Raw genomic sequence first — 25,997 nt, 5'->3', positions numbered from 1 at the left:
CGAGAGCGGAACAGACCCGGAGGAATAAATCCAGGCCGTTCACAGCATCCTCGCTGTCTGTGTTTCTACAAAGGAACCACATCCCCCCAACCAAAACCGGGAGGACGGGGTATCAACATATCTGGCGTTGACTTTTAGCACGCTGTTGAGTTCTCAAGGAACGGACGCTTCCATCAGACCCTCACCAGGCCCTCCGGGCATTTCCCTTCGGTCTTGCGTTTCCGACTCTATCAGATCCTTTCGGGCCTGATTCCCGGTCGAAATCGGGATGCCATTCCGACCCCTCGGGCCGTTCCGACGAGTGAGACTTTAGCGGAATCCTTCGCCCTGACGCTAATCGGGGTCGCGCTCCTTCGAGCACGGAATCCTCATTTCACAAAAGCACACCAAGAACACACGACATGATGTCGTCGGTTCTTAGTAGGTCTTGCGGAATGGCTGCCCGGGGACCAACCGTAGTCGGCGCTCACGGCGGGCAACTCGGAGAACACTACGGAGGATCGCTGTGCCGTGTCAACTTTGAGGGTGGGTGCCGTAAGCTCTGGTCCATGACTACGCGTATGTGCTCCCTTCAGTGGTGGGCCGCCTGACGGCGGCCGGCATCTGCGCGTGACTCAACGGCCGCCGCCTCGGCGGCCGTTCTGCGTTTCTCCCTCCGGGAGTCGGCCGCCGGGCGGTGGCTCCGACCAGGAGACGGAGAGCGGGATGACACGGATCTTCAGCGGGATCAAGCCCACGGGGCACGCGACGCTCGGCAACTACCTCGGGGCGATGCGGCGGTGGGCCGAGGTCGACCAGCACCAGTCGGACGCGCTGTTCAGCGTGGTGGATCTGCACGCGCTGACGGTGGAGCACGATCCGGCGCGGCTGCGAAGGCTCAGCAGGCAGGCGGCGACGCTGATGCTGGCGGCCGGCCTGGACCCGGCGCTGTGCACCTTGTTCGTACAGAGTCATGTGGTCGAGCATGTGCGGCTGTCGTATCTGCTGGAGTGCACCGCCACCGACGGTGAGCTGCGGCGCATGATCCAGTACAAGGAGAAGGGCGCGCAGGCGCTGGCGGCCGGGCGGAGCGTACGGGTGTCGCTGCTGACGTATCCGGTGCTGATGGCGGCGGACATCCTGGCCTATGGGACGGATGAGGTTCCCGTGGGTGACGACCAGACGCAGCATGTGGAGCTGACCCGGGATCTGGCAGTGCGGTTCAACCAGCGGTACGGGCACACCTTCACCGTGCCGAAGGCGACGCATCCCCAGGTGGCCGCGCGGGTCATGGATCTTCAGGACCCGGCGTCGAAGATGGGGAAGTCTCACGACGCGGGCGCCGGGATCGTCTATCTGCTCGACGACGCGGACCAGGTGCGCAAGAAGATCATGCGGGCGGTCACGGACAGCGGGCGCGAGGTCGAGTACGACCGTGAGCGCAGCCCCGGCGTGGCGAATCTGCTGGAGATTCTTTCCGCCTGTGTAGGTGGGAACCCGATCGACTTGGCCGGTGTATATGAGTCGTACGGGGTTTTGAAGCGGGACGTGGCCGAGGCGGTGGTGGAGCTGCTGAGGCCGGTGCGGGAGCGGCACGCGGAGCTGGCCTCGGACCCCGGATATGTCGACCAGGTGCTGGAGGAGGGAGCCGAGCGGGCCAGGGGGATGGCCCGGCCGAGGGTGGATGCCGCCTATGCGGCGTTCGGGTTGCTGCCTATGGGATGAGGGGACGGTCCGCTCGCCGGGCGGCGTCCCGTTCCGCCGGCGTGGCGCCGCGCCGGCGGAACGGGGCGATGGTCAGCCGTTGCCGGAGGCAAGCTCCCGGCTGCGGTCGCGGGCGGCTTCGAGGGCGGCGATCAGGGCGGCACGCACGCCGTGGTTCTCAAGTTCACGGATGGCGCTGATGGTGGTGCCTGCAGGGGAGGTGACGGCTTCACGGAGCTTTACGGGGTGTTCGCCGCTGTCGCGGAGCATCACGGCGGCGCCGATGGCGGCCTGGACGATGAGGTCATGGGCCTGGGCGCGGGGCAGGCCGAGCAGGATGCCCGCGTCGGTCATGGCCTCGACGAGGAAGTAGAAGTACGCCGGGCCCGAGCCAGACAGGGCGGTGGCCGCGTCCTGCTGGGACTCGGGGACCCGGAGGGTCTTGCCGACGCCGCCGAAGATCTCCTCGGCGTGGGTGAGGTGGCCGGCGGTGGCGTGGTTTCCGGCGGAGATCACGGACATGCCCTCGTCGACCAGTACGGGTGTGTTGGGCATGACACGGACCACGGGGGTGCCCGCTGTGAGGCGTTCCTCGATGAAGGAGGTGGGGATACCGGCCGCGGCGCTGATGACCAGCCGGTCGGCGGTGATGTGCGGGGCGAGTTCGTCGAGGAGCTTGCCCATGTCCTGGGGCTTGACGGCCAGGATGAGGGTGTCGGCGCGCTTGGCGGCCTCGGGGTTGGTGACCGGTTCGACGCCGTAGCGGGTGCGGAGCTCTTCGGCGCGGTCCGCGCGGCGGGTGGTGACCAGCAGATCGGACGGTCGCCAGCCCGCGCGGATCATGCCGCTGAGAAGGGCCTCGCCGATCTTGCCCGTGCCGAGGACTGCGACTGTGTGGGTCATGGCTCTGTTCACCTCGCCGGAGGGGGTATGTGCCGCCATCCTCGCACCGCAGGTGGGACGGTGCCGGGGTGGTCCGAGGGGCGGTACGGGTGGTGCCGTGGCCGGAGGACCCGCGGGGCCCATGGGTGAGCGTGCGTCGGGCTTGCGAGACGGGCCCCGGGGGCCGGAGCGTGGCGGAGAAGGTGGGTCGGTGTGTCAGTGCGCAAGGCCGGATCTGCGTCTTGGAGAGAGTGAGAGGAGAGGAGCCGGATTGCTTCTGTGTGGTGTGAGCGGAACCCCGCCGTTATCGGGGCGGTCCCGCCCTTGGTGACGGACGAGGAGTTCGACGCCTTCTATGCGGCGGCCTTCCCGCGCCTGGTGGGGCAGCTCTATGCGATGACGGGCGATCACAGCGAGGCGCAGGACGTGGTTCAGGAGGCGTTTGTGCGTGCGTGGGACCGGCGTGCTTCTTTTCTGGTGACCGAAGCTCCTGAAGCCTGGATCCGGACCGTCGCGATGCGGCTCGCGGTGAGCCGGTGGCGGCGGGCGAGGCGGTGGCTGGAACTGATGCGTCACCATGCGCCCCGGGTGGACCGGGTCCCCGGGCCGGGGCCCGAGCGCATGGTGCTGGTGGAGGCGTTACGGCAGCTTCCGGAGGCTCAGCGCCGGGCGGTGGTGCTGCACCATCTCTGTGATCTGAGCGTGGAGCAGATCGCGGCGGAGACGGGAGCGCCGGAGGGGACGGTCAAGGCGAGGCTGTCACGGGGGCGGGTGACCCTGGCCAGATTGCTCGCTCCAGCGGAGCGGCTGGAGGAGAGAGAGGACAGCCGGGTGTGAGACCCCCGGTCGGTGTGGGCCGCACGGGGGTGCCGACCGTGCGAGCCGCGTGGGGTGCGGAGTGGACTGGTGCGGAGTGCCGGGTGGGGGTTGTCGAGGGGCTCGGCCGTGCGGAGTGCCGACTGTGCGGGGTACGGGTTGCGGGGGTTCGGGTGGGGCGGGTGTGCGCGGGTGCCGGTGCCGGGGAGTCGGCCGTCGTCTGGGGCTCCCAGGCATCTCCCGATGGTGGGGCCGGGTCAGGCGGTGCGGCGGCGGAGGGTGGCGGCTCCCAGGGCGAGCACCAGAAGGGCACAGGCGGCGACGATCAGGATGTCCCTGGTGAAGTCTCCGGTGGCGTCCGCGTGACGCTGGACCTGGGCCATGGCGTCGACGGCGTACGACATGGGCAGGACGTCGGAGACCGCCTCCAGGGCGGGCTGCATATTGGGGCGCGGGGTGAACAGGCCGCAGAGCAGCAGCTGCGGAAAGATCACCGCCGGCATGAACTGGACCGCCTGGAATTCGGAGGTGGCGAAGGCGGAAACGAAGAGGCCGAGCGCGGTGCCGAGCAGGGCGTCGAGCAGGGCGACCACAAGCAGCAGCCAGGGTGAGCCGATGACGTCCAGGCCGAGGCCCCAGAGCGCGAGGCCGGTGGCGAGGACCGATTGGACGGCCGCGAGCAGGCCGAAGGCCAGGGCGTACCCGGCGATGAGGTCCGCTTTGGCCATGGGCATGGCGAGCAGGCGTTCCAGTGTGCCCGAGGTGCGTTCGCGCAGGGTGGCGATGGAGGTCACCAGGAACATGGTGATCAGCGGGAAGATCCCGAGGAGGGAGGCGCCGATGGAGTCGAAGGTCTCGGGGCTGCCGTCGAATACATAGCGCAGCAGAAAGAGCATCCCGCAGGGAACGAGCAGCATCAGGGCGATCGAGCGGCGGTCGTGACGGAGCTGGCGCAGGACGCGGGAGGCGGTGGCGAGGGTGCGGGCGGCGCTCATCGGGCGTTCTCCTCGGTGGTGTGCTCCGGTTCCGGGGTGGCGGGCCCGGGTTCGTGAGGGGCGTGCCTCGGTGTGGCCTGTTCCGGACGGTTTACCTCGGGGCCGGTTACTTCTGATGGGTTGGCTTCGGGAGGGGTTACTGAGCGGCGGTTCTTTCGGAGGGCGTCCGCCGACGGCTCGTTGCCGGCGGGGCTGTGGGACCGGGGGCTGGTCCGGTTGACGCGATTCCCAGCGTGGCGGGTAGCTCCGGGGTGGTTGGGGTCGGGACTGATCGCTTCCGGGGCGTTCGCCCCAGGGCCGCTCGGTTCGTGGCTGCCCGGTTCAGGGCGACCCGGTTCTGGGCGGTTGCCGTCCGGGCTGGTCCGGGCGGTGGGTGTGAAGGCCGGGGCGGTGGCGGCATTGGCCTCGTCGACGAGGCGGAGGAACGCGGCTTCGACGGTTTCCGAGCGGGTGCGCAGCCGCAGGTCGTCCGGGGTGTCTTCGGCGAGGATCTCGCCGTCGCGCATCAGGAGGAGGCGGTGACAGCGTTCGGCCTCGTCCATGACATGGGAGGAGACGAGGAGTGATGTGCCGCGCTCGTCGGCGAGGCGGTGGAAGAGGTCCCACAGATCGCGGCGGAGGACGGGGTCGAGGCCGACGGTGGGTTCGTCGAGGACCAGTAGTTCGGGGGTGCCGAGCAGGGCGACGGCGAGGGAGACACGGCTGCGCTGGCCGCCGGAGAGACGCCCGGCGAGCGTGTCGGCGTGCGAGGTGAGGTCCACATCGGAGATGGCGCGGGTGACGTGCTCCCTGCGGGTGTCGCGGTGGCGCCGGCCGGGTCGGAGCACCGAGGCGAAGTACTCCAAGTTCTGACGAATGGTCAGGTCCAGATAGACCGACGGGGCCTGGGTGACATAGCCGATCCGGGAACGGAGGGTCGGGTCGCCCGCGGGGCTGCCGAGAACGTCGAGCGTGCCCGTGACCTTGGCCTGGGTGCCGACGATCGCCCGCATCAAGGTCGACTTCCCACAGCCGGAGGGGCCGAGGAGGCCGGTGATCCTGCCGGGCGGGACGGTGAAGTCGATGCCGCGGAGGACCGTGCGCTCCCCCCGTACGACGGCGAGACCGCGGGCGAGCACGGCGAACCCAGGAGAATTCATCATGTGATGAATTCTCCTCTCGGGGGTGTGCACCGTCAAGCCGTGCGTAGTATTTTCGGCCGCTCGGGCGGAGGGTCCGCCGCAGGCCGTTGCCGCCCCCAAGGGGCCGTGCCGCCTCCACACCGGAGGCCCGGTGGCGCCACCCGTAGCTGCCTTTCGGCGCCGGTGAGCCGATCCGGCCGTGCACCGCCGGCAACCCGGTGTGGCCATGCGACGCGGTGACCGTGACCCCTCGGGTCGAGTCCGATTACTCCAGGTGTTCCGGAAGAGGACGGGCTACCCCGAAAGACCACCCAGACCACCCAGAGCGCCCAGACCGCCCAGACCGCCCGGGCCGTCAGGCTCGCCGGAGCCGTCAGGGCGGTCAGGGTCCGCAGGGCCGCCAGGCCCCTACCCGTGACAAGTCCGCAGGCGGCCCTGCCAGCTCAGCCCGGAAACCGAGGCGGGGTCCTCGGTGAGCGACGGAGCGAGGTGAGGGGCGCTCTCGTACGGGATGTACGCGGGTGATCCCGGCAGGACGGCGCAGAGATGTGTGCCGGGCGTTCGCAGGCCCGGCGGGATGGTGGCGACACGGCTCGACGGGTGTAGGTCGGGACCGAGCGCGTTGAGTAGATGTTGAGTAGATGGAGCGTTCCACCGTATGGAGATAAACAGTCGGCTGGAGACAAACAGTCGGCGGGCGGCGGTCGGGGAGTTCGGCGCGCAGGCGCTCGTACTCGGCGGCGGCCCAGGGGGTCGGCGGGCGCGGAGTTCCGCCCAGGAAAGAAGCTGCTGCCGGTCCCGGATTTCGTGCCGGCGGTCGGCCACCGAAGCTCCCGAGGCGGCTGGTCGTGGACACCGTGTTCAATGGGTGGTGAGCGGGCGCATGGAGGCCGGTTCGACACGGTCTGGGGCCGTGGGATGTGGCTTGGGCTTGCCGGTGGTTTCGCGCCCGGACGGCGGGCCGGCGCCTGGGACTGGGTCCACGATGCGCTCAGCGCGCGGGTGCGTGTGGCGGACTGCCCGGGCCCGCGGCCGCCGACGACCGTACTGCGTACTGGAGGCCCAGTCCGCCCGCAGCCACCAGGGCGGGCGGACGATCGGCTACGACACAGGAGAGCGGGGGCTGAGAGCGGCACCTGCTCGTGGACATCTGCGGCCTCGCGCCGCGGGCGGTCGTGCACTCCGTCCGGGACCGGACCGGTACGAAGCCCTCGCAGGCGTCCGGATCCTGCTCCCGCGGGTCGGACCGGTCCGGGTAACGGTGGCGTATGCCGACGCGGTCGACGGTGGGCCCATCGGCCGGGCCGCGGATTGCGGGAACGTGGAGACCATCGCCGTGCCGCAGCGCGGTTGTGAACGGCTTCGGGGCGGTTCCGGGGAGCGTACGGCGGAGCAGGGCGGCACGGGTGCGGCCGGTTTCGCGGGCGGCGACACGGGCGGGGCCGGGAAGCAGGGCCGGGAAGCAGGGCCGGGAAGCAGGGCCGGGAAGCGGGGCCGGGAAGCAGGGCCGGGAAGCAGGGCCGGGAAGCAGGGCCGGGAAGCAGGGCTACCTGCGCTTCTGCTTGCCGGAACGGCCCTTGCGTGCCGCCGGGTTGCCGGTGCGGGAGTTGCGGCGCTTCTCGTACTGGGCCCGGGCCTTCTCGTACTCCTCACGGTGGAGTTTCTCGCCGGGCGCCTCGGCCAGCGAGCGGAAGAACCATGCGAGAAGGACGCCGACGAAGCCGATCGCGCGCAGGCTGCGCAGGGCGTCCGGTGTCGCGGCCCCGGTAGGACGGCGGCCGAAGCCCTCCCAGGTCTTGCGGAAGGCGATCGCGCTGCACACCGCGAACATGACGATGACCATCGTGTTGAGGAAGCCGCCGATCTCCGCGATCACCAGACCCTCGTAGCCGAAGCGCAGCGCCAGACAGCCGGCGACGGCCGCGGCGAGCGAACCGGCGGCGACGCCCGCCCTGCGCAGCCCGTATCCGCCGTCATGGTCGACCCAGGTCGTACCGAAGAAGCGGATGGGTTCAGGGCGCGGGCCGCCGTCGTCACCGCCCGTCGGGGTGGACGCCGTGGATCCGGAGGTGGAGGCGGGTGTGGTGCTGTCGCCGGTTCTGCCGCTCTGCTCGCTCACGGGTCGATTATCCCCGGGAGCGGATGCGGGGGCGCCGGGCGGTCCGGCCCCGGCCGTACCGGGTCCTGAACGGTACGGCCGGAGCGGCCCTGAACTACCTGCGGCCGGGCGGTGGTGCGGTACGGATCCGGTGGTGCGGGTCCGTCGGCGGGTGGCCGTCAGGGGCAGCGGATGGTCACATAGCCGTCGCTGCCCGTGTTCACATACGCGTCCGACACATACTCGCCGCTCGCGATGTTGTCCCAGATGAGGGACGTGCCGTACGGGCCGGTGATGGTCTCCCCCGGCCTCTGGCAGTAGATCGGCACCGTGGCTCCCAGAGGGAGGACCCGCACGATGCCGTACCCCGTGCCGGGGCCGCTGCGGACATTGAGGCGGTAGCCGGGGGCCACCGGGTAGCGGCGGACCCTCGCGGCCGCCTCGGCCCCGGCGCTTTCCTCACCGTCGGCTTCCGCAGCGCTGCCGGCAGATGTGGGTGCTGCTGCGGCCGTCGTGGCTTCGGCTGTGGTGTCGGGGCCGGAATCGGTGCTGGTGTCGGACTCGGTTCCCGTGGCGGCGGAGTCGTCGTTATCCGGACGTACGTCGTCAAGTGCCATGTAAATTGCCCCCGTTGCCGTATGTGCGTACAAGTACCGTACGCTGTGACCCATCTGACGGGCCACCCCTGGACCGCACGCGCCATCGACTAGGCTCCGTGAGTCGCGCGCGCACGTTCACTATGTCGGGGGTGGGAGATGCCACCACTGCGCAGTACCGGAGAGTCCCCGGAAGCGGAACGTCCGGAGGAAGCGGGGCAGTACCGGCTGGAGGCATGCCTGGGGACCGGCGGTATGGGAGTGGTCCATCTGGCCACCTCGGCCTCGGGACTGAGGCTCGCGGTCAAGGTCATCCATGCCGAACATGCGTCCGACCCGGAGTTCAGAGCGCGTTTCCGGCAGGAGGTCGCGGCCGCGCGACGGGTCAGCGGAGCCTTCACCGCGTCCGTCGTCGACGCCGACCCGGATGCCGGACGGCCGTGGATGGCCACCCTGTTCATCGAGGGCCCGACGCTGGCCGAACGGGTCAAGCGGAACGGCCCCCTGGAGTCGGAGGAGCTGCGCAGGACCGGCGCCGGGCTGGCCGAGGCGCTGCGGGACATCCATCGCGCGGGGGTCGTGCACCGCGATCTCAAACCCAGCAATGTGCTGCTCGCGCCGGACGGTCCCAAGGTGATCGACTTCGGGATCTCCCGGCCCAGTGACAGTGATCTGCGGACGGAGACGGGGAAGCTGATCGGGACGCCGCCGTTCATGGCGCCCGAGCAGTTCCAGCGGCCGAGGGAGGTCGGGCCGGCGGCGGATGTGTTCGCGATGGGCGCGGTGCTGGTGCACGCGGCGACCGGGCGGGGGCCGTTCGACTCGGACAGCCCGTACATCGTGGCGTATCAGGTCGTCCACAACGAGCCGGATCTGACGGGTGTTCCGGAGGATCTCGTACCGCTGATCCGGAGCTGTCTCGCGAAGGAGCCCGCGGACCGGCCGACTCCGTACGAGCTGATGGTCGCGCTGCGGGAGTCGTCACCGTCGTCCTCGTACGACACGCTGACGCATGTGCCCGGTCCCCGGACGCCCGATCCGCGGGGGGAGGCGCCCGTCGTCGGCGGCGGGTTCGCGCGGGCCCGGCTGTGGTCCCGGACGGGCGGGCGGAAGCGGTGGGCGGCCGCCGGGGCCGCGGTGGTGGTGCTGGCGGCGGGGGCCGTCGTCACCCGGGCCATGGGCGGTGAGTCCGCGCCCCCCTCGTCCGCACCGGGCCCGACGCGCACGGAGCAGGGCTCGAAGGGCTTCACCGGGTGGAGCGTGGATCTCGGCGAGCCGGGCGCGGAGAACCGGATGCCCGCGTGTACGGCGGGGCCCCGGCTCACCGCGCTCTACTGCGCGGCCCCCGGGCTCAAGGCGGCCGGGCTGGACCCCGGCAGCGGCCGGAGGATCTGGTCACGGCCTGCGCCGGCGGGTGCCGCGCAGGACGGGCATCCGGGTGCGCCGGTGTTCGCGGGCGGGCTGGTGCATGTGCTCTCGCCGGGTGAGCGCAGGCTGGAGGCACTGGATCCGGAGACCGGCACTGTGCGCTGGGACATCGGGACCTCGCCGTACTCCGCCGTACGGCACGTCGGCGATGTGGTGCTGCTGATCACGGACGGCGGGCAGGTACGGGCGGTCGACGCGGCCACCGGTGAGCGGCGGTGGAGCGGACGGCACGGCGGACCCGGTACGGAGTGGGTGGCGGCGGCGGGCGGGGACGCCTCGGCGGTGACCGTGACACAGTCCCGGGACGGGACGTCCACGCTGGTCAAGGCGGTGGATACCCGGACGGGGAAGCCCTTGTGGCAGAAGCGGCTGGACGGACTGCTGAGGCCGGTGGGGGTGTCCGGGGGCGCGCTGTATCTGATGACCGTCGATCCGGCCGATTTCACGGACGCGGTCGTACGGGTGGACATGGCGGGACCGGCGCGCGGGGTCCGTACCGTGCCGCTGGACGCTCCGGTGGATCAGGCGCAGGCGGTCGTACGGGGCGATGTCGTCCATCTGAGCGGGGCGGGAGGTGCGCTGGTCGCGGTCCGTACGGCGCCCTCGGGCGCGGGGGCGGGTGGTGAGCCGCGTCAGCTGTGGCGGTTGGAGACGTCCGTCACCAACCTCTCGCGACCGGCGGCGGACGGGCGCGCGGTCTATGTGACCGCCGGGGACGGGCGACTGCTGGCGGTGGACGCCGTACGGGGGTCGCTGATCGGACAGACGGAGCCACGGATGGACGACGGGCGGTACACGTTCGCGGCGTTCCTGCCGGCGCCGGTGGCGGTGGGCGGGCGGGTCTTCGGGATGGCGCCGAACGGCTCGGTGTTCGCGGTGGACGCGGAGGGACCGGCGGGGTGGTGAAGGGCCGGTGACGTGACGTCGTCCGCTCCTTCGGCGGCTGCTTGGTGGCTCGCCGCGGCCGGTGATGCGGGGACCCAGTGAGCCGTGAACCGGGGATTCCGTGGGGGCCGGTGATCCGGTGACACCGTGGCCCCGTGACTTTTCGGCCCGGTGACCTGGTGACGTCGCGCCGGCCGGTGATGTGGTGCCCCGGGGACTTTGTGGCCGGAGATGGATGGGGAAGCTCAGTGGCGGGTGAACTGGTGAACCGGTGACTCGCGTGACTCGCTGGCCCGCGTGACTCGATGACCCGACGGTGGCCGGTGGCCTTGTACCCCCGAGGTCTTCATGGCCCGGCGACCGTGTGGTGCCGTGGCGTGGTGCCGGCTGTCGTGGGGAGGCCCAGGCGAGGGGCGCGGGATCCGGGACGCGTCGCGAGCCGGCCCTCCCCAGGGAAGCCCCGCGCGGCGGCGGGGCCGCGCCTCCGGCGGCCGTGCGGCCGGCGCCCGGTGGTTGACCGGGCGCCGAAGCCGTGTGGCGGCGGAGGCGGGTGCTACGGAAGGAGCGTGACGTCGCGGACCGCGCCCTTGTCGGCGCTGGTCGCCATCGCCGCGTAGGCGCGCAGGGCCGCGGAGACCTTGCGGTCGCGGGCCTTGGGCGCGTAGACGCCGCCGAGCGCTTCACGGCGGGAGGCCAGTTCCGCGTCCGGGACGAGGAGTTCGATCGAACGGTTCGGGATGTCGATACGGATGCGGTCGCCGTCCTCCACCAGGGCGATCGTGCCGCCCGAGGCCGCCTCCGGGGAGACGTGCCCGATGGACAGGCCCGACGTACCGCCGGAGAAGCGGCCGTCGGTGACCAGGGCGCAGACCTTGCCGAGGCCCCGGCCCTTGAGGAAGGACGTCGGGTACAGCATCTCCTGCATACCCGGGCCGCCCTTGGGGCCCTCGTAGCGGATGACGACGACGTCGCCCGGCGTGATCTCCTTGCGGAGGATCTTGTCGACGGCCTCCTCCTGGGAGTCGCAGACGACGGCCGGGCCCTCGAAGGTCCAGATCGACTCGTCGACGCCCGCGGTCTTCACGACGCAGCCGTCGACGGCGAGATTGCCGCGCAGGACCGCGAGCCCGCCGTCCTTGCTGTACGCGTGGGCCACGTCCCGGATGCAGCCGCCGGCAGCGTCCGTGTCCAGGGTGTCCCAGCGCTCGGACTGCGAGAACGCCTCCGCCGAGCGGACGCACCCGGGGGCCGCGTGCCACAGCTCGACCGCCTCCTCCGAGGGGGAGCCGCCGCGGACGTCCCAGGTCTCCAGCCACTGCTTGACGGACGGGGAGTGGACGGTGTGGACGTCCTCGTTCAGCAGGCCCGCGCGGTACAGCTCGCCCAGGATCGCGGGGATGCCGCCGGCCCGGTGGACGTCCTCCATGTAGTACGTGCCGCCGGGGGCGACGTTGGGGGCGACCTTCGCCAGGCACGGGACACGGCGCGAGACGGCGTCCATGTCGGCGAGGCCGTAGTCCAGCTCGGCCTCCCGGGCGGCGGCCAGCAGATGCAGGATCGTGTTGGTGGAGCCGCCCATGGTGATGTCCAGGGCCATGGCGTTCTCGAAGGCCGCACGCGTGGCGATGCTGCGGGGCAGGACGCTGTCGTCGTCGCCCTCGTAGTAGCGCTTGGTGATCTCGACGACCGTACGCGCGGCGTTCTCGTACAGCGCGCGGCGTGCGGTGTGGGTGGCGAGCACCGAGCCGTTGCCCGGCAGGGAGAGGCCGATGGCCTCGGTGAGACAGTTCATGGAGTTGGCCGTGAACATGCCGGAGCAGGACCCGCAGGTCGGGCAGGCGTTCTCCTCGATACGGAGGATGTCCTCGTCCGAGATGTTCTCGTCGACCGCGTCGGCGATCGCGTTGACCAGGTCCAGCTTGCGGACCGTGCCGTCGACCAGGGTCGCCTGGCCGGCCTCCATGGGGCCGCCGGAGACGAAGACGGTGGGGATGTTGAGGCGGAGTGCCGCGTTCAGCATGCCCGGGGTGATCTTGTCGCAGTTGGAGATGCAGATCAGGGCGTCGGCGCAGTGGGCCTCGACCATGTACTCGACGCTGTCCGCGATCAGATCGCGGGAGGGGAGGGAGTAGAGCATGCCGCCGTGGCCCATGGCGATGCCGTCGTCGACGGCGATCGTGTTGAACTCGCGCGGAATGGCGCCCGCCGCCTTGATGGCCTCGCTGACGATCCGGCCCACCGGCTGGAGGTGGGTGTGACCGGGCACGAACTCCGTGAAGGAGTTGGCGACCGCGATGATCGGCTTGCCGATGTCCTCGCTGGCTACGCCCGAAGCACGCATCAGGGCACGGGCGCCCGCCATATTGCGGCCGTGGGTGACAGTGCGGGACCTCAGCTCGGGCATCGTCGCTCGCTCCTCGGTAGGTCGGAATCAGTACGGGAAAGGGTACGCCCGGGCTCCGGGATCTGGACATTCCGTCCGGGATACGGGACCGGTGTCCACGGCGACCGGGCGGCGGCGCCGTATCGGGCCGCGACGGGCGGAGTGGATCCGGGCCGGGGTGCGGTTCCCCGCTCCTGGCCCGGAGGGTGGTCCCGTGTGAGGACGGCCCCGTGGGCCCCGTGGGAGCCCGGGATCGGTCCGCCGGGCCGGATCGCGGTCCCACCGGGAGGGCGCGGGCCCGGCACCGCCGGATCGGGGGAGCCCGACCTGCGGCGTTCCGGTCCGGGGAGCCCGGTCCGGGGAATCCGGTCCGGGGAGCCCGGTCCGGGGGAGCCCGGCCGACCAGCGTACGGCCCCGGGCCCGTCATACGCGGCACGCGGCCGGGCGGGTCCACTCGCCGCCGTGACACGCGGCAACCGGCTCACGCGGCAACCGTGACTCGACGGGCCGGCCCGACCCAGCCGGGCCGGGCCGCGCCAGGCCCGTCAGGGCCTCGTCACGGCTCCGTCAGATAGCGCTGGAGCGTGGGCGCCACCATCGCCACGATCTCTTCCAGATCCGCCGTGGCCAGCGGCTCGACCCTGATCACATAGCGCAGGATCGCGATGCCGATCATCTGGGAGGCCGCCAGCTCCGCACGGAACTTCGGGTTCGGTACCTCCAGGTCCGCAGCGACCCGCTCCAGCAGCCGCCGCAGCACGAAGCCGCGCAGCACGGTCGCCGCCGCCTCATGGGTGAGCGCGGACCGGACGACGGCCAGCAGCGGGGCGCGGGAGACGGGGTTCTCCCAGACGCCGAGGAAGTAGCGGGCGAGGCGTTCGCCGATGCCGTCCTTGCTCTCCCCCAGGATCGCCGGGACGACGAGTACGGGCTCGAAGGAGAGCTCGATCGCGGCGGCGAAGATCTCGTCCTTGGTCCCGAAGTAGTGATGGACGAGCGCCGCGTCCACGCCCGCCGCACGGGCGATCCCGCGCATCGTCGCCTTGTCGTAGCCGCGCGCGGCGAACTCCTCGCGCGCCGCGAGGAGGATGCGCTCCCGCGCGCCCGGGCCCTCGGCCGCCTCCTTGCGTGCCGGACGGCCCCGCCGCCGTGGGGTGGTGCCGTCCGTCATCCGCGGCGCGCTCCCCGTACGTCCGCGGGTGCCGGCGAGGCCAGATGCAGCCGGGTGAAGGCGAGCGCCTCCGCGAGATCGGCCTCGCGCTCGGCGGCGGACATCGCACGGCGGGTGTTGACCTCGACGACGACATGGCCGCCGAAGCCCGTGCGGGCGAGACGTTCCAGCAGCTCCGCGCAGGGCTGGTCGCCCCGGCCGGGCACCAGGTGCTCGTCCTTCGCGGAACCCCTGCCGTCGGCGAGGTGCACATGGCCGAGCCGGTCCCCCATGCGGTCCACCATCGCCATGGTGTCGGTCCGGGAGGTCGCGGTGTGCGAGAGGTCGATCGTGAAGTGGCGGTAGTCGTCCTTGGTGACGTCCCACTCGGGGGCGTACGCGAGCATCTCGCGGTCCCGGTAGCGCCACGGGTACATGTTCTCGACGGCGAACCGCACATCGGTCTCGTCCGCCATCCGCCAGATGCCGCCGACGAAATCCCGGGCGTACTGCCGCTGCCAGCGGAACGGCGGGTGGACGACGACCGTGGACGCGCCCAGCTTCTCGGCCGCAGCCCGGGCGCGCTGGAGCTTCACCCAGGGGTCGGTGGACCAGACGCGCTGGGTGATCAGCAGACAGGGTGCGTGGACGGCGTGGACGGGGACGCCGTGGTAGTCGGAGAGCCGGCGCAGGGCTTCGATGTCCTGGCTGACGGGGTCGGTCCAGACCATGACCTCGACCCCGTCGTACCCGAGGCGTGCCGCGATCTCGAAGGCGGTCGCCGTCGATTCCGGATAGACCGAGGCCGTGGACAGGACGACCTTCGCATCCGGGATGCGTACCGCTGGTTGTGCCGCTCCTACCGCTTCTGCCACGGGACACAGCGTACGGGCCGGGAGCGGGTCGGCGTGGTGGGGCGGCTGGTTGGCCCAGGCATGTGGCCGAGAGCGGGGCGGCGCCCGCCACCGGGCACCGGCACACGGTCGCGGTGGCCGCGGCGAGGGGCCCGGCGAGGCGGGTCGGGGGCCCGGGCACCACCTGGCCGGGGCTGCCCTGGCCCGCCCTGGCCTGGCCTGGCCTGGTCAGGTCCGGCCCGGCCCGGAGCGCGGTGCGGGCCTGTCCGGTCTGTACGAACGGTCCGTACAGACCGCCCCGGCCGGGGCTCGGTGCGCGGTCCGCGCACCGGAGCCCCCGCGCCCGGACGCACCCCGGGACGACCGCCGGACCGCCGGACCGCCGGACCGCCATACCTGCCCGGCAGCACCCGGCAGCACCCGCCCGTTGCGTGAGCGCGGCTCCGGGGACGGGTCAGCGCGTCGGCAGATGGTCCAGACGGCGCAGGATCACGCCCTCCCGCAGCGCCCAGGGGCAGATCTCCAGCACATGCGCACCAAACAGATCCATCGCGCCCTCCGCGACCAGCGCGCCCGCCAGCAGCTGGTGGGCGCGGCCCGGGGAGACCCCGGGAAGCCCGGCGCGCTGCTCGGCCGTCATCTCGGCGAGCTTCGGCAGCCATTCCTGAAGTGATTTACGACTCAGTTCACGCTGTACGTACAGGCCGTCCGACTCGCGCGCGGCCCCGGCGATCCGCGCCAGCTGCCGGAATGTCTTCGACGTGGCCACGACATGGTCGGGCTTGCCGAACCGGCTGAACTCACCGACCGTACGGGCGATCTCGGCCCGGACGTGCCGGCGCAGCGCCCGTACGGCCTCCGCGTCCGGCGGGTCCCCCGGGAGCATTCCGGCGGTCAGCCGCCCCGCGCCGAGCGGGAGCGACACCGCCGCGTCGGGTTCCTCGTCGATTCCGTAACCGATCTCCAGCGAGCCGCCGCCGATGTCGATGACCAGCAGCCGTCCGGCGGACCAGCCGAACCAGCGGCGGGCCGCGAGGAAGGTGAGCCGTGCCTCCTCGGCGCCGGTCACCACCTGGAGGTCCACCTCGGTCTCGGCCCGGACGCGGGCCAGCACCTCGTCGGCGTTGGTGGCCTCCCGTACGGCGGAGGTGGCGAAGCTGATGACCTGCTCACAGCCCTGGTCCTCGGCCGCCTGGACCGCGCGCTGGACGGTGGCGACCAGCCGGTCGACACCCGTGAGACCGATGGCCCCGTCCTCATCGAGAAGTTCGGCGAGGCGCAACTCCGCCTTGTGCGAGTGGGCGGGCAGGGGGCGTGCGCCGGGGTGCGCGTCCACCACCAGCAGGTGCACCGTGTTCGAACCGACGTCGAGGACTCCGAGTCTCATGAGAACGAACGCTACTGCCGTCCCGGACATACGCTGGTCCTGTGCCAAAGACGAAAAAGGCGAAGCCGGGCAAAAACGAGCGCTCGGAGCAGATCCCGGGACGGGTCCAGAACGACGAGAAGGGTCTGGACTTCCCCCGGGCATGGGTGGAGTTCCCCGACCCCGCCGACCGGGAACAGGTCTTCCGATGCGACCTGACCTGGCTGACTTCCCGCTGGACCTGCATTTTCGGCAGTGGCTGCCAGGGGATCGAGGCGGGCAGGGCGGACGACGGGTGCTGCACCCTGGGTGCGCACTTCTCCGATGAGGACGATGAGAAACGGGTCGCCGGACATGTGGCCCGTCTCACGCCGGAGCTGTGGCAGTTCCACGAGGTGGGGACCGCGTCGGGCTGGACCGAGGAGACCGACGGCGAGGACGGCGAGAACGAGCGCCAGACCCGGCGCTGGAAGGGCTCCTGCATCTTCCAGAACCGGCCGGGCTTCCCGGCGGGGGCCGGGTGCGCGCTGCACATCCTGGCGCTGCGGGAGGGGCGTGAGCCGCTGGAGACCAAGCCGGACGTGTGCTGGCAGCTGCCCGTACGCCGTACGTACGACTGGATCGAGCGGCCCGACGACACCAAGGTCCTCCAGATCTCCATCGGGGAGTACGACCGGCGGGGCTGGGGTCCGGGCGGGCACGACCTGCACTGGTGGTGCACCTCGGCGACCTCGGCGCACGGCGCCGGGGAGCCCGTGTACGTGACCTACCGGCCCGAGCTGACGGAGCTGATGGGCAAGGAGGCGTACGAGGTGCTGGTGGAGCTGTGCGAGGCGCGCCTGAAGTCCCTGCTCCCCCTGGTGGCACCGCACCCGGCGGACGGGTAGCGGGAGGCGGGCCGGCGGGCGTGGGCGCCTGCCCCATGAGAGGGGCGGGCGCCAGGCCGAGGACGGGGCCGGACGGAGGGCAGGCGTCGGCCTGAGGGCGGGCGCGGAGCCCCTCGCTGCCCGTGCCCGGGGGCCGTGGCGTGGCCGTACCGGGACCGTTTCCGTGGCCGCGGGCGGCACAGTGGTCCGGCCCCGGCCGCCCGGGCCCATGAGAGGGGCCCGGACTGAGGACCGGACTGAGGACCGGTCCGGGCACTCGCTGCCTGTACCGTCACCGTCCGGCCGCGCGTACGGGCCGGGCCCCACCGCCCCGGAGGAACCCTCAGGAGGCCGGAGGGGGCTCCTCCGACGGGGACGGGGGCTCCGGGGAGGGAGACGGGTCCGGCGGGGACGGCGACGGGTCCGGCGGGGAGGGCGACGGGTCCGGGGGATCCGTCGGGGGCGACGACGGCGGCCCCTCCGTGCCGGACGGCGGACGCGTGGGCGGCCGGGACGGGCCACGGCCCTCGATCGTGACGACCGCGCCCGACGGGTCCACCCCCACCCTCGCCCGCCACGCGCCCGCGGGCTCGCGCGACCGGTCCACCGTGACGTGGACGGTGGCGGACTCGCCCGGGCGCAGGACGCCCGAGGTCCGGCTCAGCCGGAGCCAGGAGGCGTTCGCGTGGGCCGACCAGGAGACCGGGGCGCTGCCGGACGCGGTGAGGGTGATCCGGGTCGCGCCCCCGGCGGGTTCCGCGGTGACCGTGAGGCGGCCGGGGCCCTGCTGTCCGGAACGCCCCGGCGTGCCCGGGGCGGAGCCGGTGACCTCGACGGAGACGCTCGGGGAGCCGGGAGCCCCGGAGGGACCGCGGCCGGGTTCCACATGGGCGCTGCCCGCGTTCTCGTAATGGTCGTAGGGCTCGCCCTCCAGGCCCTCGCTCCCCCTGTCGGTCGCACTGACGGAGGGCCCGCCGTCCCGCGCCTCCCCGGTCAGGGGCGCCCCGCGGTACGCGGCCCACAGCGCGAGTACGGGTGCGGCCACGACGGTCGCCACCACGGTCGTCGTCAGCGCCCGCGCGCGCATCCGGTCGCGCCGGGCCGCGTGGTCCTTGGGGTCGAGCGGAAAGCCGTCGGACCCGAAGCGGGGGGCGGCGGCGCGGGCCCGCGGGACGTGCAGCATCGCGAGGTGGGCGGCGGAGCGCGGCACGCCGACCAGCGGGAGCGCCGCGGGGGTGGCCGGGGCGGAGCCCGGCCAGGGTCCGCCCGCCCCGGCGCGCTCGGCGGCGCGGCGGCAGAGGGGGCAGTCGTCGACGTGCCGGACGAGTTCGGTGCGCAGGGCGGCGGAGAGCAGTACGCGGTTGTCGCCGGTGAGGCGGGCGACGGACGGGCAGCGACCGGTCCGGACGACGGCGAGCGCCGCCCGGGTGCGCTCGACCTCGCAGGCGGCGGCGGCCAGCAGATCACGAGCGGCGAGCGCGTCCAGGCCGAGGACGGCGGCGACCTCCCGGCGGCCGAGGCCGTGTCGTACGGCGAGTTCCAGGGCCTCGCGCTGTTCCGGGGACGTACCGGCGGCTTCCGGCCACGCCAGCAGGGCGAGTTCCGCGCGCCGGCGCTCGGCGGTCTCCTCGGGGACGCGGGGGCGCTCCTCGGAGACGACGGGCCTGCCGGTGTGCGCCCCCTGCCGGCTGCGCCGCTGCTCGGCCAGGCGGCGCCGACAGGCCCACCGGGCGATCGCGTACAGCCATGCCTTGAGCCCGGGGTCCTGGGCGGGGCCGCGGCCTTGGTGGCGTTCGGCGATGGCGAGGACCTCGCCGAGGAGCTCGGTGGCGGCGTCGTGGTCGCAGAGCACGGAGAGGCAGTAGGTGAACAGGCCGTCGAGATACGGCTCGTAGCGCGCGGGCGGCTGCTGCGGCGCCGGGCGGGGGGCGTGCCGGAGCGCCCGGTGCGTGCCGGGGGTGCGGGTGGGCGGGTTCGGCCTGCTGCTGGTCACCCGGCGACCGTAGGCGCAGGAGGGGACCCCGTTCTCACCGCTTGAAGTCTTTTAATTCTTACGGGTGAACAGATCGCTCGAAGGGGGACAGGAATCGTCGATTCCGCCCCCTTTCGGGCCTCTTACCCTCTATCCCCGTCGGGGGCGATTCCGAGTCACCGAGTCACCGCGAGTCACCGAGTCACCGCGAGTCACCCCGAGCGGCCCGGAACAGTCCCGCGGGGCGCCGGCCGGGAGCCGCGCCACCACCGCCGGAACCCGGGTACGCGTATCGATGTCAGTGGTCCCCGCTACGGTTTCCCCATGGCTGCCCGTACGAAATCCTCGAAGGACCGGCCGTCCTACCGCTGTACCGAGTGCGGCTGGACCACCGCCAAGTGGCTCGGCCGCTGCCCCGAGTGCCAGGCGTGGGGGACGGTCGAGGAGTACGGCGCGCCCGCGGTGCGGACCACCGCCGCGGGGCGGGTGTCCACCGCCGCCGTGCCGATCGGACAGGTCGATGTACGGCAGGCCGCCGCGCGCTCCACCGGGGTGAGCGAGCTGGACCGGGTGCTGGGCGGCGGGCTGGTGCCGGGGGCCGTCGTGCTGCTCGCGGGCGAGCCGGGCGTGGGCAAGTCCACCCTGCTGCTGGACGTCGCCGCGAAGGCGTCGGCCGACGACCACCGCACGCTGTATGTGACGGGTGAGGAGTCCGCGAGCCAGGTCCGGCTGCGCGCCGACCGGATCGGCGCGGTCCACGACCATCTGTATCTGGCCGCCGAGACCGATCTGTCCGCCGTGCTCGGGCACTTGGACGCGGTCAAGCCGTCGCTGCTGATCCTCGACTCCGTGCAGACGGTCGCGTCCCCGGAGATCGACGGCGCACCCGGCGGCATGGCCCAGGTCCGGGAGGTGGCGGGCGCACTGATCCGGGCGTCCAAGGAGCGCGGGATGTCCACGCTCCTCGTCGGCCATGTCACCAAGGACGGCGCCATCGCCGGGCCCCGGCTGCTGGAGCACCTGGTGGACGTGGTGCTCCACTTCGAGGGCGACCGGCACGCCCGTCTGCGTCTCGTACGAGGGGTCAAGAACCGCTACGGAGCGACGGACGAGGTCGGCTGCTTCGAACTGCACGACGAGGGCATCACCGGCCTCACCGACCCCTCGGGGCTCTTCCTCACCCGCAGGGACGCGCCGGTGCCGGGCACCTGTCTGACGGTGACGCTGGAGGGGCGGCGGCCCCTGGTCGCCGAGGTACAGGCGCTGACGGTCGATTCGCAGATCCCCTCCCCCCGGCGCACCACGTCCGGGCTGGAGACCTCGCGGGTGTCGATGATGCTCGCGGTGCTGGAGCAGCGCGGCCGGATCACCGCCCTGGGCAAGAGGGACATCTACAGCGCCACCGTGGGCGGGGTGAAGCTCTCCGAGCCCGCCGCCGACCTGGCGGTCGCGCTCGCGCTGGCGTCGGCGGCCAGTGACACCCCGCTGCCCAAGAATCTCGTCGCGATCGGGGAGGTCGGCCTCGCGGGCGAGGTCAGAAGGGTCACCGGGGTCCAGCGCAGACTGGCGGAAGCCCATCGGCTGGGCTTCACCCACGCGCTCGTCCCGCCCGATCCCGGCAAGGTGCCGGCGGGGATGAAGGTGCTGGAGGTGGCCGACATGGGCGAGGCCCTGGGGGTGCTGCCACGGGGCCGGAAGCGGGCGGGGGAGGTGCCTCCGGAGGAGGCCCCCTGGAGTGCTCCGGAGGGCGCTTCGGCCGGTGCCCGGCGCCGGGAGCGCGCGGACGCCCCACGGGACGGCGACGCTCGCCGGTAGACTTTGCCCTGGTCTCGCCCATCCGTACGAGCCGGAGGAGTGCAGTGGCAGCCAACGACCGGGCACCAGCACCCGGAAAGTCCGGCGCGGGCTCCGGCACCGAAGGTCTGATCCGCGCCGCCCTCAGCGCGGTCGCGCCCGGCACCGCGCTCCGCGACGGCCTGGAGCGCATCCTCCGCGGGAACACCGGAGGACTGATCGTCCTCGGCATGGACAAGACCGTGGAGTCGATGTGCACGGGCGGCTTCGTCCTGGACGTGGAGTTCACCGCGACCCGGCTGCGCGAGCTGTGCAAGCTGGACGGCGCGCTCATCCTCGACAAGGACATCACCAAGATCCTGCGGGCCGGGGTCCAGCTCGTGCCCGACGCGTCGATCCCCACCGAGGAGACCGGCACCCGGCACCGTACGGCGGACCGGGTCTCCCGGCAGTGCGGCTTCCCGGTGGTCTCCGTCTCCCAGTCGATGCGGCTGATCGCGCTGTACGTGGCCGGGGAGCGCCGGGTGCTGGAGGAGTCGGCGGCGATCCTCTCCCGCGCCAACCAGGCCCTCGCCACCCTGGAGCGGTACAAGCTCCGTCTCGACGAGGTCGCGGGCACGCTCTCCGCGCTGGAGATCGAGGACCTGGTCACGGTCCGGGACGTCACGGCCGTCGCGCAGCGGCTGGAGATGGTCCGCCGTATCGCGACCGAGATCGCCGAGTACGTCGTGGAACTGGGCACCGACGGACGGCTCCTCTCCCTCCAGCTGGACGAGTTGATCGCGGGTGTGGAGCCCGAGCGGGAGCTGGTCGTACGGGACTATGTGCCCGAGCCGACGTCCCCGAGGGCGGCGCCGGGGAGGGGCCCCCAGCGGTCCCGTACGTTCGACGAGGCGCTGTTCGAGCTGGACGCCCTCAGCCATGCCGAACTGCTGGAACTGCCCATCGTGGCAAGGGCGCTGGGGTACAGCGGTTCGCCCGAGACCCTCGACTCGGCGGTGTCGCCGCGCGGTTACCGGCTGCTGGCGAAGGTGCCGAGGCTGCCCGGCGCGATCATCGAGCGGCTCGTCGAGCACTTCGGCGGGCTGCAGAAGCTGCTCGCCGCGAGCGTCGACGACCTCCAGACCGTCGACGGTGTGGGCGAGGCACGGGCCAGGAGCGTACGGGAGGGGCTGTCGCGGCTCGCGGAGTCGTCGATCCTCGAACGGTACGTGTAGCCGACGGGCCGACCGTACGTATCGCCGCGCCAGGGGCCGGGCGCGGGGCGGTCCGGTGGGAGCCGGGCGCGGGGCGGTCGGACCGGGGGTGTCTTCGAGGTCTCCGAGGTCTTCGAGGCCGCGGAGCCGGTGGCCCGCGGAGCCGGTAGCCCGCGTCGGCCGAGTCCCCCGCCCATGGTCCGCGACCCCGTCCCGGCGCGTCCCTCTGACCTGCGGGGGATCTCCCCGGTCCCGTACGGGCCGCCCGGACGCCCCGGCCCTTCTCAGTCCGCCCCGGCCGTCCGGTCCTTCTCAGTCCGTCCCGGCCACCCCGGCCGATCCGGTCTCCGCTCCGGACTTCCCCGTCGGCTCGGTCAGTCCTTCTCCAGGCGGAACGTCGCCTGATCCACCGTCACGCCGGAGACGCTGGCCTCCACCAGATACGTTCCGGCAGTCGCGGCCCCCGCACGCGGGCTGGCGCAGCCGGGCTCGCTCCGGCTGCGGTCCCACGGCACGCTGTAGGTGATCGTCGCGTGGGCCGGGACCTCCACCAGCCCGCGCTCCGTACCGCTCGGGCAGTGCTCGGACGACCACACCTCGTCGGCGCCGGAGTCCGTGACGCTGAGGACCGCTTCCTTCGGCCGGAAGTCCGCCTTGCACGTCGTCGCCGACGAGTTGGTGGCGATCAGCCGGAACATCGGCTTCTCCCCCGGCTTGTACGCGGTCTTGACGCTTTCCAGCTCCACCTTCAGCGTGCTGGAGGGGCAGTTGGGGAGGCTGGAGTCGGCGGGGAGCTGCCTGGCGACGGTGCCGCCGGCGCCCGCGCCCGTACCGCCGGAGCCGTGGCCGCCGCCGGATGCCTCGCTCCCCGTACCGGCGGCCGCGCCACCGTCCGTACCGGAGGAGCCGGATCCGCCGTCGCCGGGGCCCGTGCCGGTGCCGCCGTCCTCCCGGCCGCCCGGCTGCTCGCTGATCGCGGGGCCCGACTGGGAGGGGCCCGGTGTGATCGAAGGCGCGGGCTTCGCGGCGCCGTTGGCGCCGTCGCCCTTGTCGTCCCCGCCTCCGCCCGAAGCGAGCGCCCAGGCGGCCAGGGCGACCATGAGCGCGGCCAGGGTCAGCGCGACCGCCCTCCGTCGCCAGTAGATGGAGGAGGGGAGCGGCCCGATCGGATTGCGCAGAGATCCCACGCGTCAAACTCTACGAGAGATCGCGGCCAACTCCCGTCCCACCCGCCGCCTACTTCGCAAGTTCTGCGGATCATCATCACGGGTGGCCGATACCCACCCCTTACTTTTGTCGGGGAGAGCACTGGCCGATCGCCGTGGGTCACCGCGTCCCACCACCGGGTACGGTCCGTGACCATGGACAGCAGCATCACCAGCGGGCTCTACCGCGACATCACCGACTTCGCCCACGACATGCCCTCGTGGGTCCGGCATCTGGCCGAACTCTGGACCGAGGCGGGACTTCTGCTCTTCGGGGTGCTGTTCGTCGTGGCCTGGTGGCGGGCGCGCGGGGGGAGTTCGCGCGCGATAGCCGTGGCCGTGCTCGCCCCGCTCGCGACCGCGGCCGGATACGTCGTCAGTGAATCGCTCAAGACGGTGTTCGACGAGGAGCGCCCCTGCCGTACCGTCACGGACGCGGCGGCTTCCCTGGTGACGTGCCCGCCGACCGGGGACTGGTCCTTCCCCAGCAATCACGCCTCGATAGCCGGGGCCGCGGCGGTGGCGCTCTCGATGGCCTGGCCGAGGATCTGGCTGCTGACGGTGCCGATGGCGCTCCTGATGGCGTTCTCGCGGGTCTTCGTCGGGGTGCACTATCCGCACGACGTGATGGTGGGTCTGGTGCTGGGCGGGGTCGTCGCGGCGGTGTTCACCACGGTGCTGACCCGGCCGGCGGGCGCGCTGTTCACCACGCTGCGAACGAGCGGTACGGGCGTGGTGCGGTGGTTCGCCGGGCCGGGGCCGTCGGAGGCCCCCGTCCGGAGCGGGGCGGGGCACGGCTGAGGCAGCCACGGGCCGCCTCGGCGGGGCGGACGCAGACGCCCCAGCACCCCGGACACCAGACGACCCCCCGCACCCCGGACGCGGACCGCACGCGCATCCCGGAGACCGGCGGCCCTCGAACCCCGGACACCGACGGCCCGCGCACCCCCGGCGCGGGCTCCCTTCCCGCGCGGTGGACGGGCCGAGGGGAGCCGAGGGGCGCTGCCGAAAGCCTCGGGGTGCCGCGCCCCGCTCCCGAACGGGGGCCTGCCCCGACCGGGCCGGTCCCCGGTGCGGGGGCTCCGCCCCGGAACCGCTCCCCCAACACACGCCGGAGGGCTGATCCCGCCGCCCCGGTGGAACAGGGGCCCGGGGGACGGACGCTGAGCCAGACGGCCGGAACACCCTCCGCCGCTTAGCCCATGGCCCGGAGCGGATGCGTCAACCGCCCGACGCGACGTGCCAGGATCGTGGAGCCATGACTGAGACCACGACTGCCCTCGCCGGTGAAGCCGCCGCGGACCCCACCGCCGCGCACGCCGGGTCCCTCCACGCCCCCGTCATCGCCTGGTTCGACGAGCACGCCCGCGATCTGCCCTGGCGGCGCCCCGAGGCGGGCGCTTGGGGGGTGATGGTCAGCGAGTTCATGCTCCAGCAGACCCCCGTCAGCCGGGTGCTCCCCGTGTACGAGCAGTGGCTCGCCCGCTGGCCCCGGCCCGCCGGCCTCGCGGCCGAGGCGTCGGGCGAGGCCGTCCGCGCCTGGGGCCGGCTCGGCTATCCGCGCCGGGCCCTGCGGCTGCACGGGGCCGCGCAGGCGATAACGGAGCGGCACGGCGGCGATGTGCCGCGCGATCACGCGCAGCTGCTCGCATTGCCGGGGATCGGGGAGTACACGGCCGCGGCGGTGGCGTCCTTCGCGTACGGACAGCGGCACGCGGTGCTCGACACGAATGTGCGCCGGGTGTTCGCGCGGGCCGCCGCCGGGATCCAGTACCCTCCGACGGCGACCACCGCGGCCGAGCGCAAGCTGGCCCGCGCGCTGCTCCCGGAGGACGACGCGACCGCGGCCCGCTGGGCGGCGGCCTCCATGGAGCTGGGCGCGCTGGTGTGCACCGCGCGCAACGAGGACTGCGGGCGCTGCCCCATCGCAGCCCAGTGCGCCTGGCGGCTGTCGGGCAAGCCCGCGCACCAGGGCGCGGCCCGGCGGGGCCAGACGTACGCCGGGACCGATCGCCAGGTGCGCGGCAAGCTGCTGGCCGTTCTCCGCGAGGCCGAGGGACCGGTGCCGCAGTCGGCGCTGGACGCGGTCTGGCACGAGCCCGTGCAGCGGGCACGCGCGCTGGACGGGCTGGTCGCGGACGGTCTGGTGGAGCCGCTGGACGGCGGGCTGTACCGGCTGCCCGGCTGAGCTGCCCGGCCGCGGCCCCGGCCGGGACCGATTCCGGTACCGCACCGCCGCCTCCACCGGGCCGCCCGGCCGGGACCGATACCGGTCCGCCCCGCCGCCTCCACCGGGCCGCTCGGAGGCCCAGTGCAGGGACCGATACCGGTACCGCCCCGCCGCCTGCCCTTCCGTCCCCTTCCGTCCCTTCTCCGTCCTACCGGCTTGTGTCCGTGTCCCCTCCGACCGTCGCCGGGCCCCGGCCGCCGTCCCCCGGCCGGGCCGCCCGTCCCTCCGGTACGGCCCCTACCGCCGTCTCCAGGCCGCCGTAACCGGCCGCCGCCCACGTTCCCGACGGCCTCCGTTTCCCCGTCCCACCACCGCGGAAACTCCGCTGTTACACAACCGATGGACGGCCGTGCGTCCGCCGACGGCTGCGCAGCACAACCCCGTGACAACCGCTCCGTAACTTCAGTGGCGTACCAGTACGGGGAAGCGCGAAGCATCGCGCTGCGGCACACAGTGCACGACGGGGTGGAGGCGGT

The 25,997-nt window shown here is 72.6% G+C and carries 18 protein-coding genes and 1 pseudogene; 8 read left to right on the top strand and 11 right to left on the bottom strand.

All coding sequences use genetic code 11. The features are described from left to right. The first annotated feature begins 705 nt into the window (after positions 1 to 705). Positions 706 to 1,704: a tryptophan--tRNA ligase gene (trpS, locus tag ACIBCM_RS28960; RefSeq protein WP_399248242.1), complete on the top strand. Its 999-nt coding sequence runs from the start codon at positions 706 to 708 to the stop codon at positions 1,702 to 1,704. Between the two features lie 72 nt (positions 1,705 to 1,776). On the opposite strand, the gene proC is transcribed toward trpS, so the two are convergent. Next, entirely contained in the window at positions 1,777 to 2,586 is an 810-nt protein-coding gene (proC, locus tag ACIBCM_RS28955) for a pyrroline-5-carboxylate reductase (RefSeq protein WP_399248240.1), read from the bottom strand. Positions 2,587 to 2,892: 306 nt separating this feature from the next. On the opposite strand from proC, the gene ACIBCM_RS28950 reads away from it, so the two are divergent. Continuing rightward, entirely contained in the window at positions 2,893 to 3,402 is a 510-nt protein-coding gene (locus tag ACIBCM_RS28950) for a SigE family RNA polymerase sigma factor (RefSeq protein WP_399248238.1), read from the top strand. A gap of 236 nt (positions 3,403 to 3,638) precedes the next feature. Here ACIBCM_RS28950 and ACIBCM_RS28945 read toward each other — a convergent pair whose 3' ends face one another. The 4 genes and pseudogenes from ACIBCM_RS28945 to ACIBCM_RS28930 form a co-directional block, all read right to left on the bottom strand. Further along, a complete protein-coding gene (locus tag ACIBCM_RS28945; RefSeq protein ID WP_399248236.1) occupies positions 3,639 to 4,376 on the bottom strand; it encodes an ABC transporter permease in 738 nt (245 codons plus the stop codon). A gap of 359 nt (positions 4,377 to 4,735) precedes the next feature. Beyond that, a pseudogene (locus tag ACIBCM_RS28940) lies at positions 4,736 to 5,518 on the bottom strand (ABC transporter ATP-binding protein); the annotation flags it as partial. Positions 5,519 to 7,043: 1,525 nt separating this feature from the next. Beyond that, positions 7,044 to 7,616: a hypothetical protein gene (locus tag ACIBCM_RS28935; RefSeq protein WP_399248234.1), complete on the bottom strand. Its 573-nt coding sequence runs from the start codon at positions 7,614 to 7,616 to the stop codon at positions 7,044 to 7,046. Between the two features lie 158 nt (positions 7,617 to 7,774). Continuing rightward, positions 7,775 to 8,212, bottom strand: coding sequence for an SH3 domain-containing protein (locus ACIBCM_RS28930; protein WP_399248232.1), 438 nt, complete (start codon positions 8,210 to 8,212; stop codon positions 7,775 to 7,777). Between the two features lie 138 nt (positions 8,213 to 8,350). Here ACIBCM_RS28930 and ACIBCM_RS28925 point away from each other — a divergent pair, with 138 nt between their 5' ends. Beyond that, positions 8,351 to 10,525: a protein kinase gene (locus ACIBCM_RS28925; protein ID WP_399248230.1), complete on the top strand. Its 2,175-nt coding sequence runs from the start codon at positions 8,351 to 8,353 to the stop codon at positions 10,523 to 10,525. 532 nt (positions 10,526 to 11,057) lie between these two features. Here ACIBCM_RS28925 and ilvD read toward each other — a convergent pair. The 4 genes from ilvD to ACIBCM_RS28905 form a co-directional block, all read right to left on the bottom strand. Next, positions 11,058 to 12,908, bottom strand: coding sequence for a dihydroxy-acid dehydratase (gene ilvD, locus ACIBCM_RS28920; protein WP_399248228.1), 1,851 nt, complete (start codon positions 12,906 to 12,908; stop codon positions 11,058 to 11,060). A gap of 536 nt (positions 12,909 to 13,444) precedes the next feature. Then, a complete protein-coding gene (locus ACIBCM_RS28915) occupies positions 13,445 to 14,059 on the bottom strand; it encodes a TetR family transcriptional regulator (protein WP_399248226.1) in 615 nt (204 codons plus the stop codon). Next, positions 14,056 to 14,913 (bottom strand): sugar phosphate isomerase/epimerase family protein, encoded by an 858-nt coding sequence (locus ACIBCM_RS28910; protein WP_399248224.1) that lies wholly within the window; start codon positions 14,911 to 14,913, stop codon positions 14,056 to 14,058. Before ACIBCM_RS28910 ends, ACIBCM_RS28915 begins: the two co-directional genes overlap by 4 nt. Before the next feature lie 433 nt (positions 14,914 to 15,346). Next, a complete protein-coding gene (locus ACIBCM_RS28905) occupies positions 15,347 to 16,279 on the bottom strand; it encodes a Ppx/GppA family phosphatase (RefSeq protein WP_399248223.1) in 933 nt (310 codons plus the stop codon). A 92-nt stretch (positions 16,280 to 16,371) separates the two neighbouring features. On the opposite strand from ACIBCM_RS28905, the gene ACIBCM_RS28900 reads away from it, so the two are divergent. Further along, positions 16,372 to 17,145, top strand: coding sequence for a hypothetical protein (locus tag ACIBCM_RS28900; protein WP_399248255.1), 774 nt, complete (start codon positions 16,372 to 16,374; stop codon positions 17,143 to 17,145). Between the two features lie 322 nt (positions 17,146 to 17,467). On the opposite strand, the gene ACIBCM_RS28895 is transcribed toward ACIBCM_RS28900, so the two are convergent. Further along, the gene (locus ACIBCM_RS28895) at positions 17,468 to 19,117 is read right to left on the bottom strand and encodes a hypothetical protein (RefSeq protein ID WP_399248221.1); all 1,650 of its coding nucleotides are present in this window, start codon (positions 19,115 to 19,117) and stop codon (positions 17,468 to 17,470) included. A 303-nt stretch (positions 19,118 to 19,420) separates the two neighbouring features. On the opposite strand from ACIBCM_RS28895, the gene radA reads away from it, so the two are divergent. Continuing rightward, positions 19,421 to 20,911: a DNA repair protein RadA gene (radA, locus tag ACIBCM_RS28890; protein ID WP_399248219.1), complete on the top strand. Its 1,491-nt coding sequence runs from the start codon at positions 19,421 to 19,423 to the stop codon at positions 20,909 to 20,911. Between the two features lie 44 nt (positions 20,912 to 20,955). Beyond that, a complete protein-coding gene (disA, locus tag ACIBCM_RS28885) occupies positions 20,956 to 22,107 on the top strand; it encodes a DNA integrity scanning diadenylate cyclase DisA (protein WP_399248217.1) in 1,152 nt (383 codons plus the stop codon). A gap of 353 nt (positions 22,108 to 22,460) precedes the next feature. On the opposite strand, the gene ACIBCM_RS28880 is transcribed toward disA, so the two are convergent. Then, positions 22,461 to 23,273 (bottom strand): hypothetical protein, encoded by an 813-nt coding sequence (locus ACIBCM_RS28880; RefSeq protein ID WP_399248216.1) that lies wholly within the window; start codon positions 23,271 to 23,273, stop codon positions 22,461 to 22,463. A 174-nt stretch (positions 23,274 to 23,447) separates the two neighbouring features. Here ACIBCM_RS28880 and ACIBCM_RS28875 point away from each other — a divergent pair, with 174 nt between their 5' ends. After that, positions 23,448 to 24,092: a phosphatase PAP2 family protein gene (locus ACIBCM_RS28875; protein ID WP_399248214.1), complete on the top strand. Its 645-nt coding sequence runs from the start codon at positions 23,448 to 23,450 to the stop codon at positions 24,090 to 24,092. 457 nt (positions 24,093 to 24,549) lie between these two features. Beyond that, complete coding sequence (locus tag ACIBCM_RS28870) at positions 24,550 to 25,479, top strand: A/G-specific adenine glycosylase (protein ID WP_399248212.1); 930 nt, start codon at positions 24,550 to 24,552, stop codon at positions 25,477 to 25,479. Positions 25,480 to 25,997: the final 518 nt, after the last annotated feature.

Source organism: Streptomyces sp. NPDC051018 (genome assembly GCF_044456085.1).
GTDB lineage: Bacteria > Actinomycetota > Actinomycetes > Streptomycetales > Streptomycetaceae > Streptomyces.
This window is presented reverse-complemented; position numbering and strand designations above follow the sequence as displayed.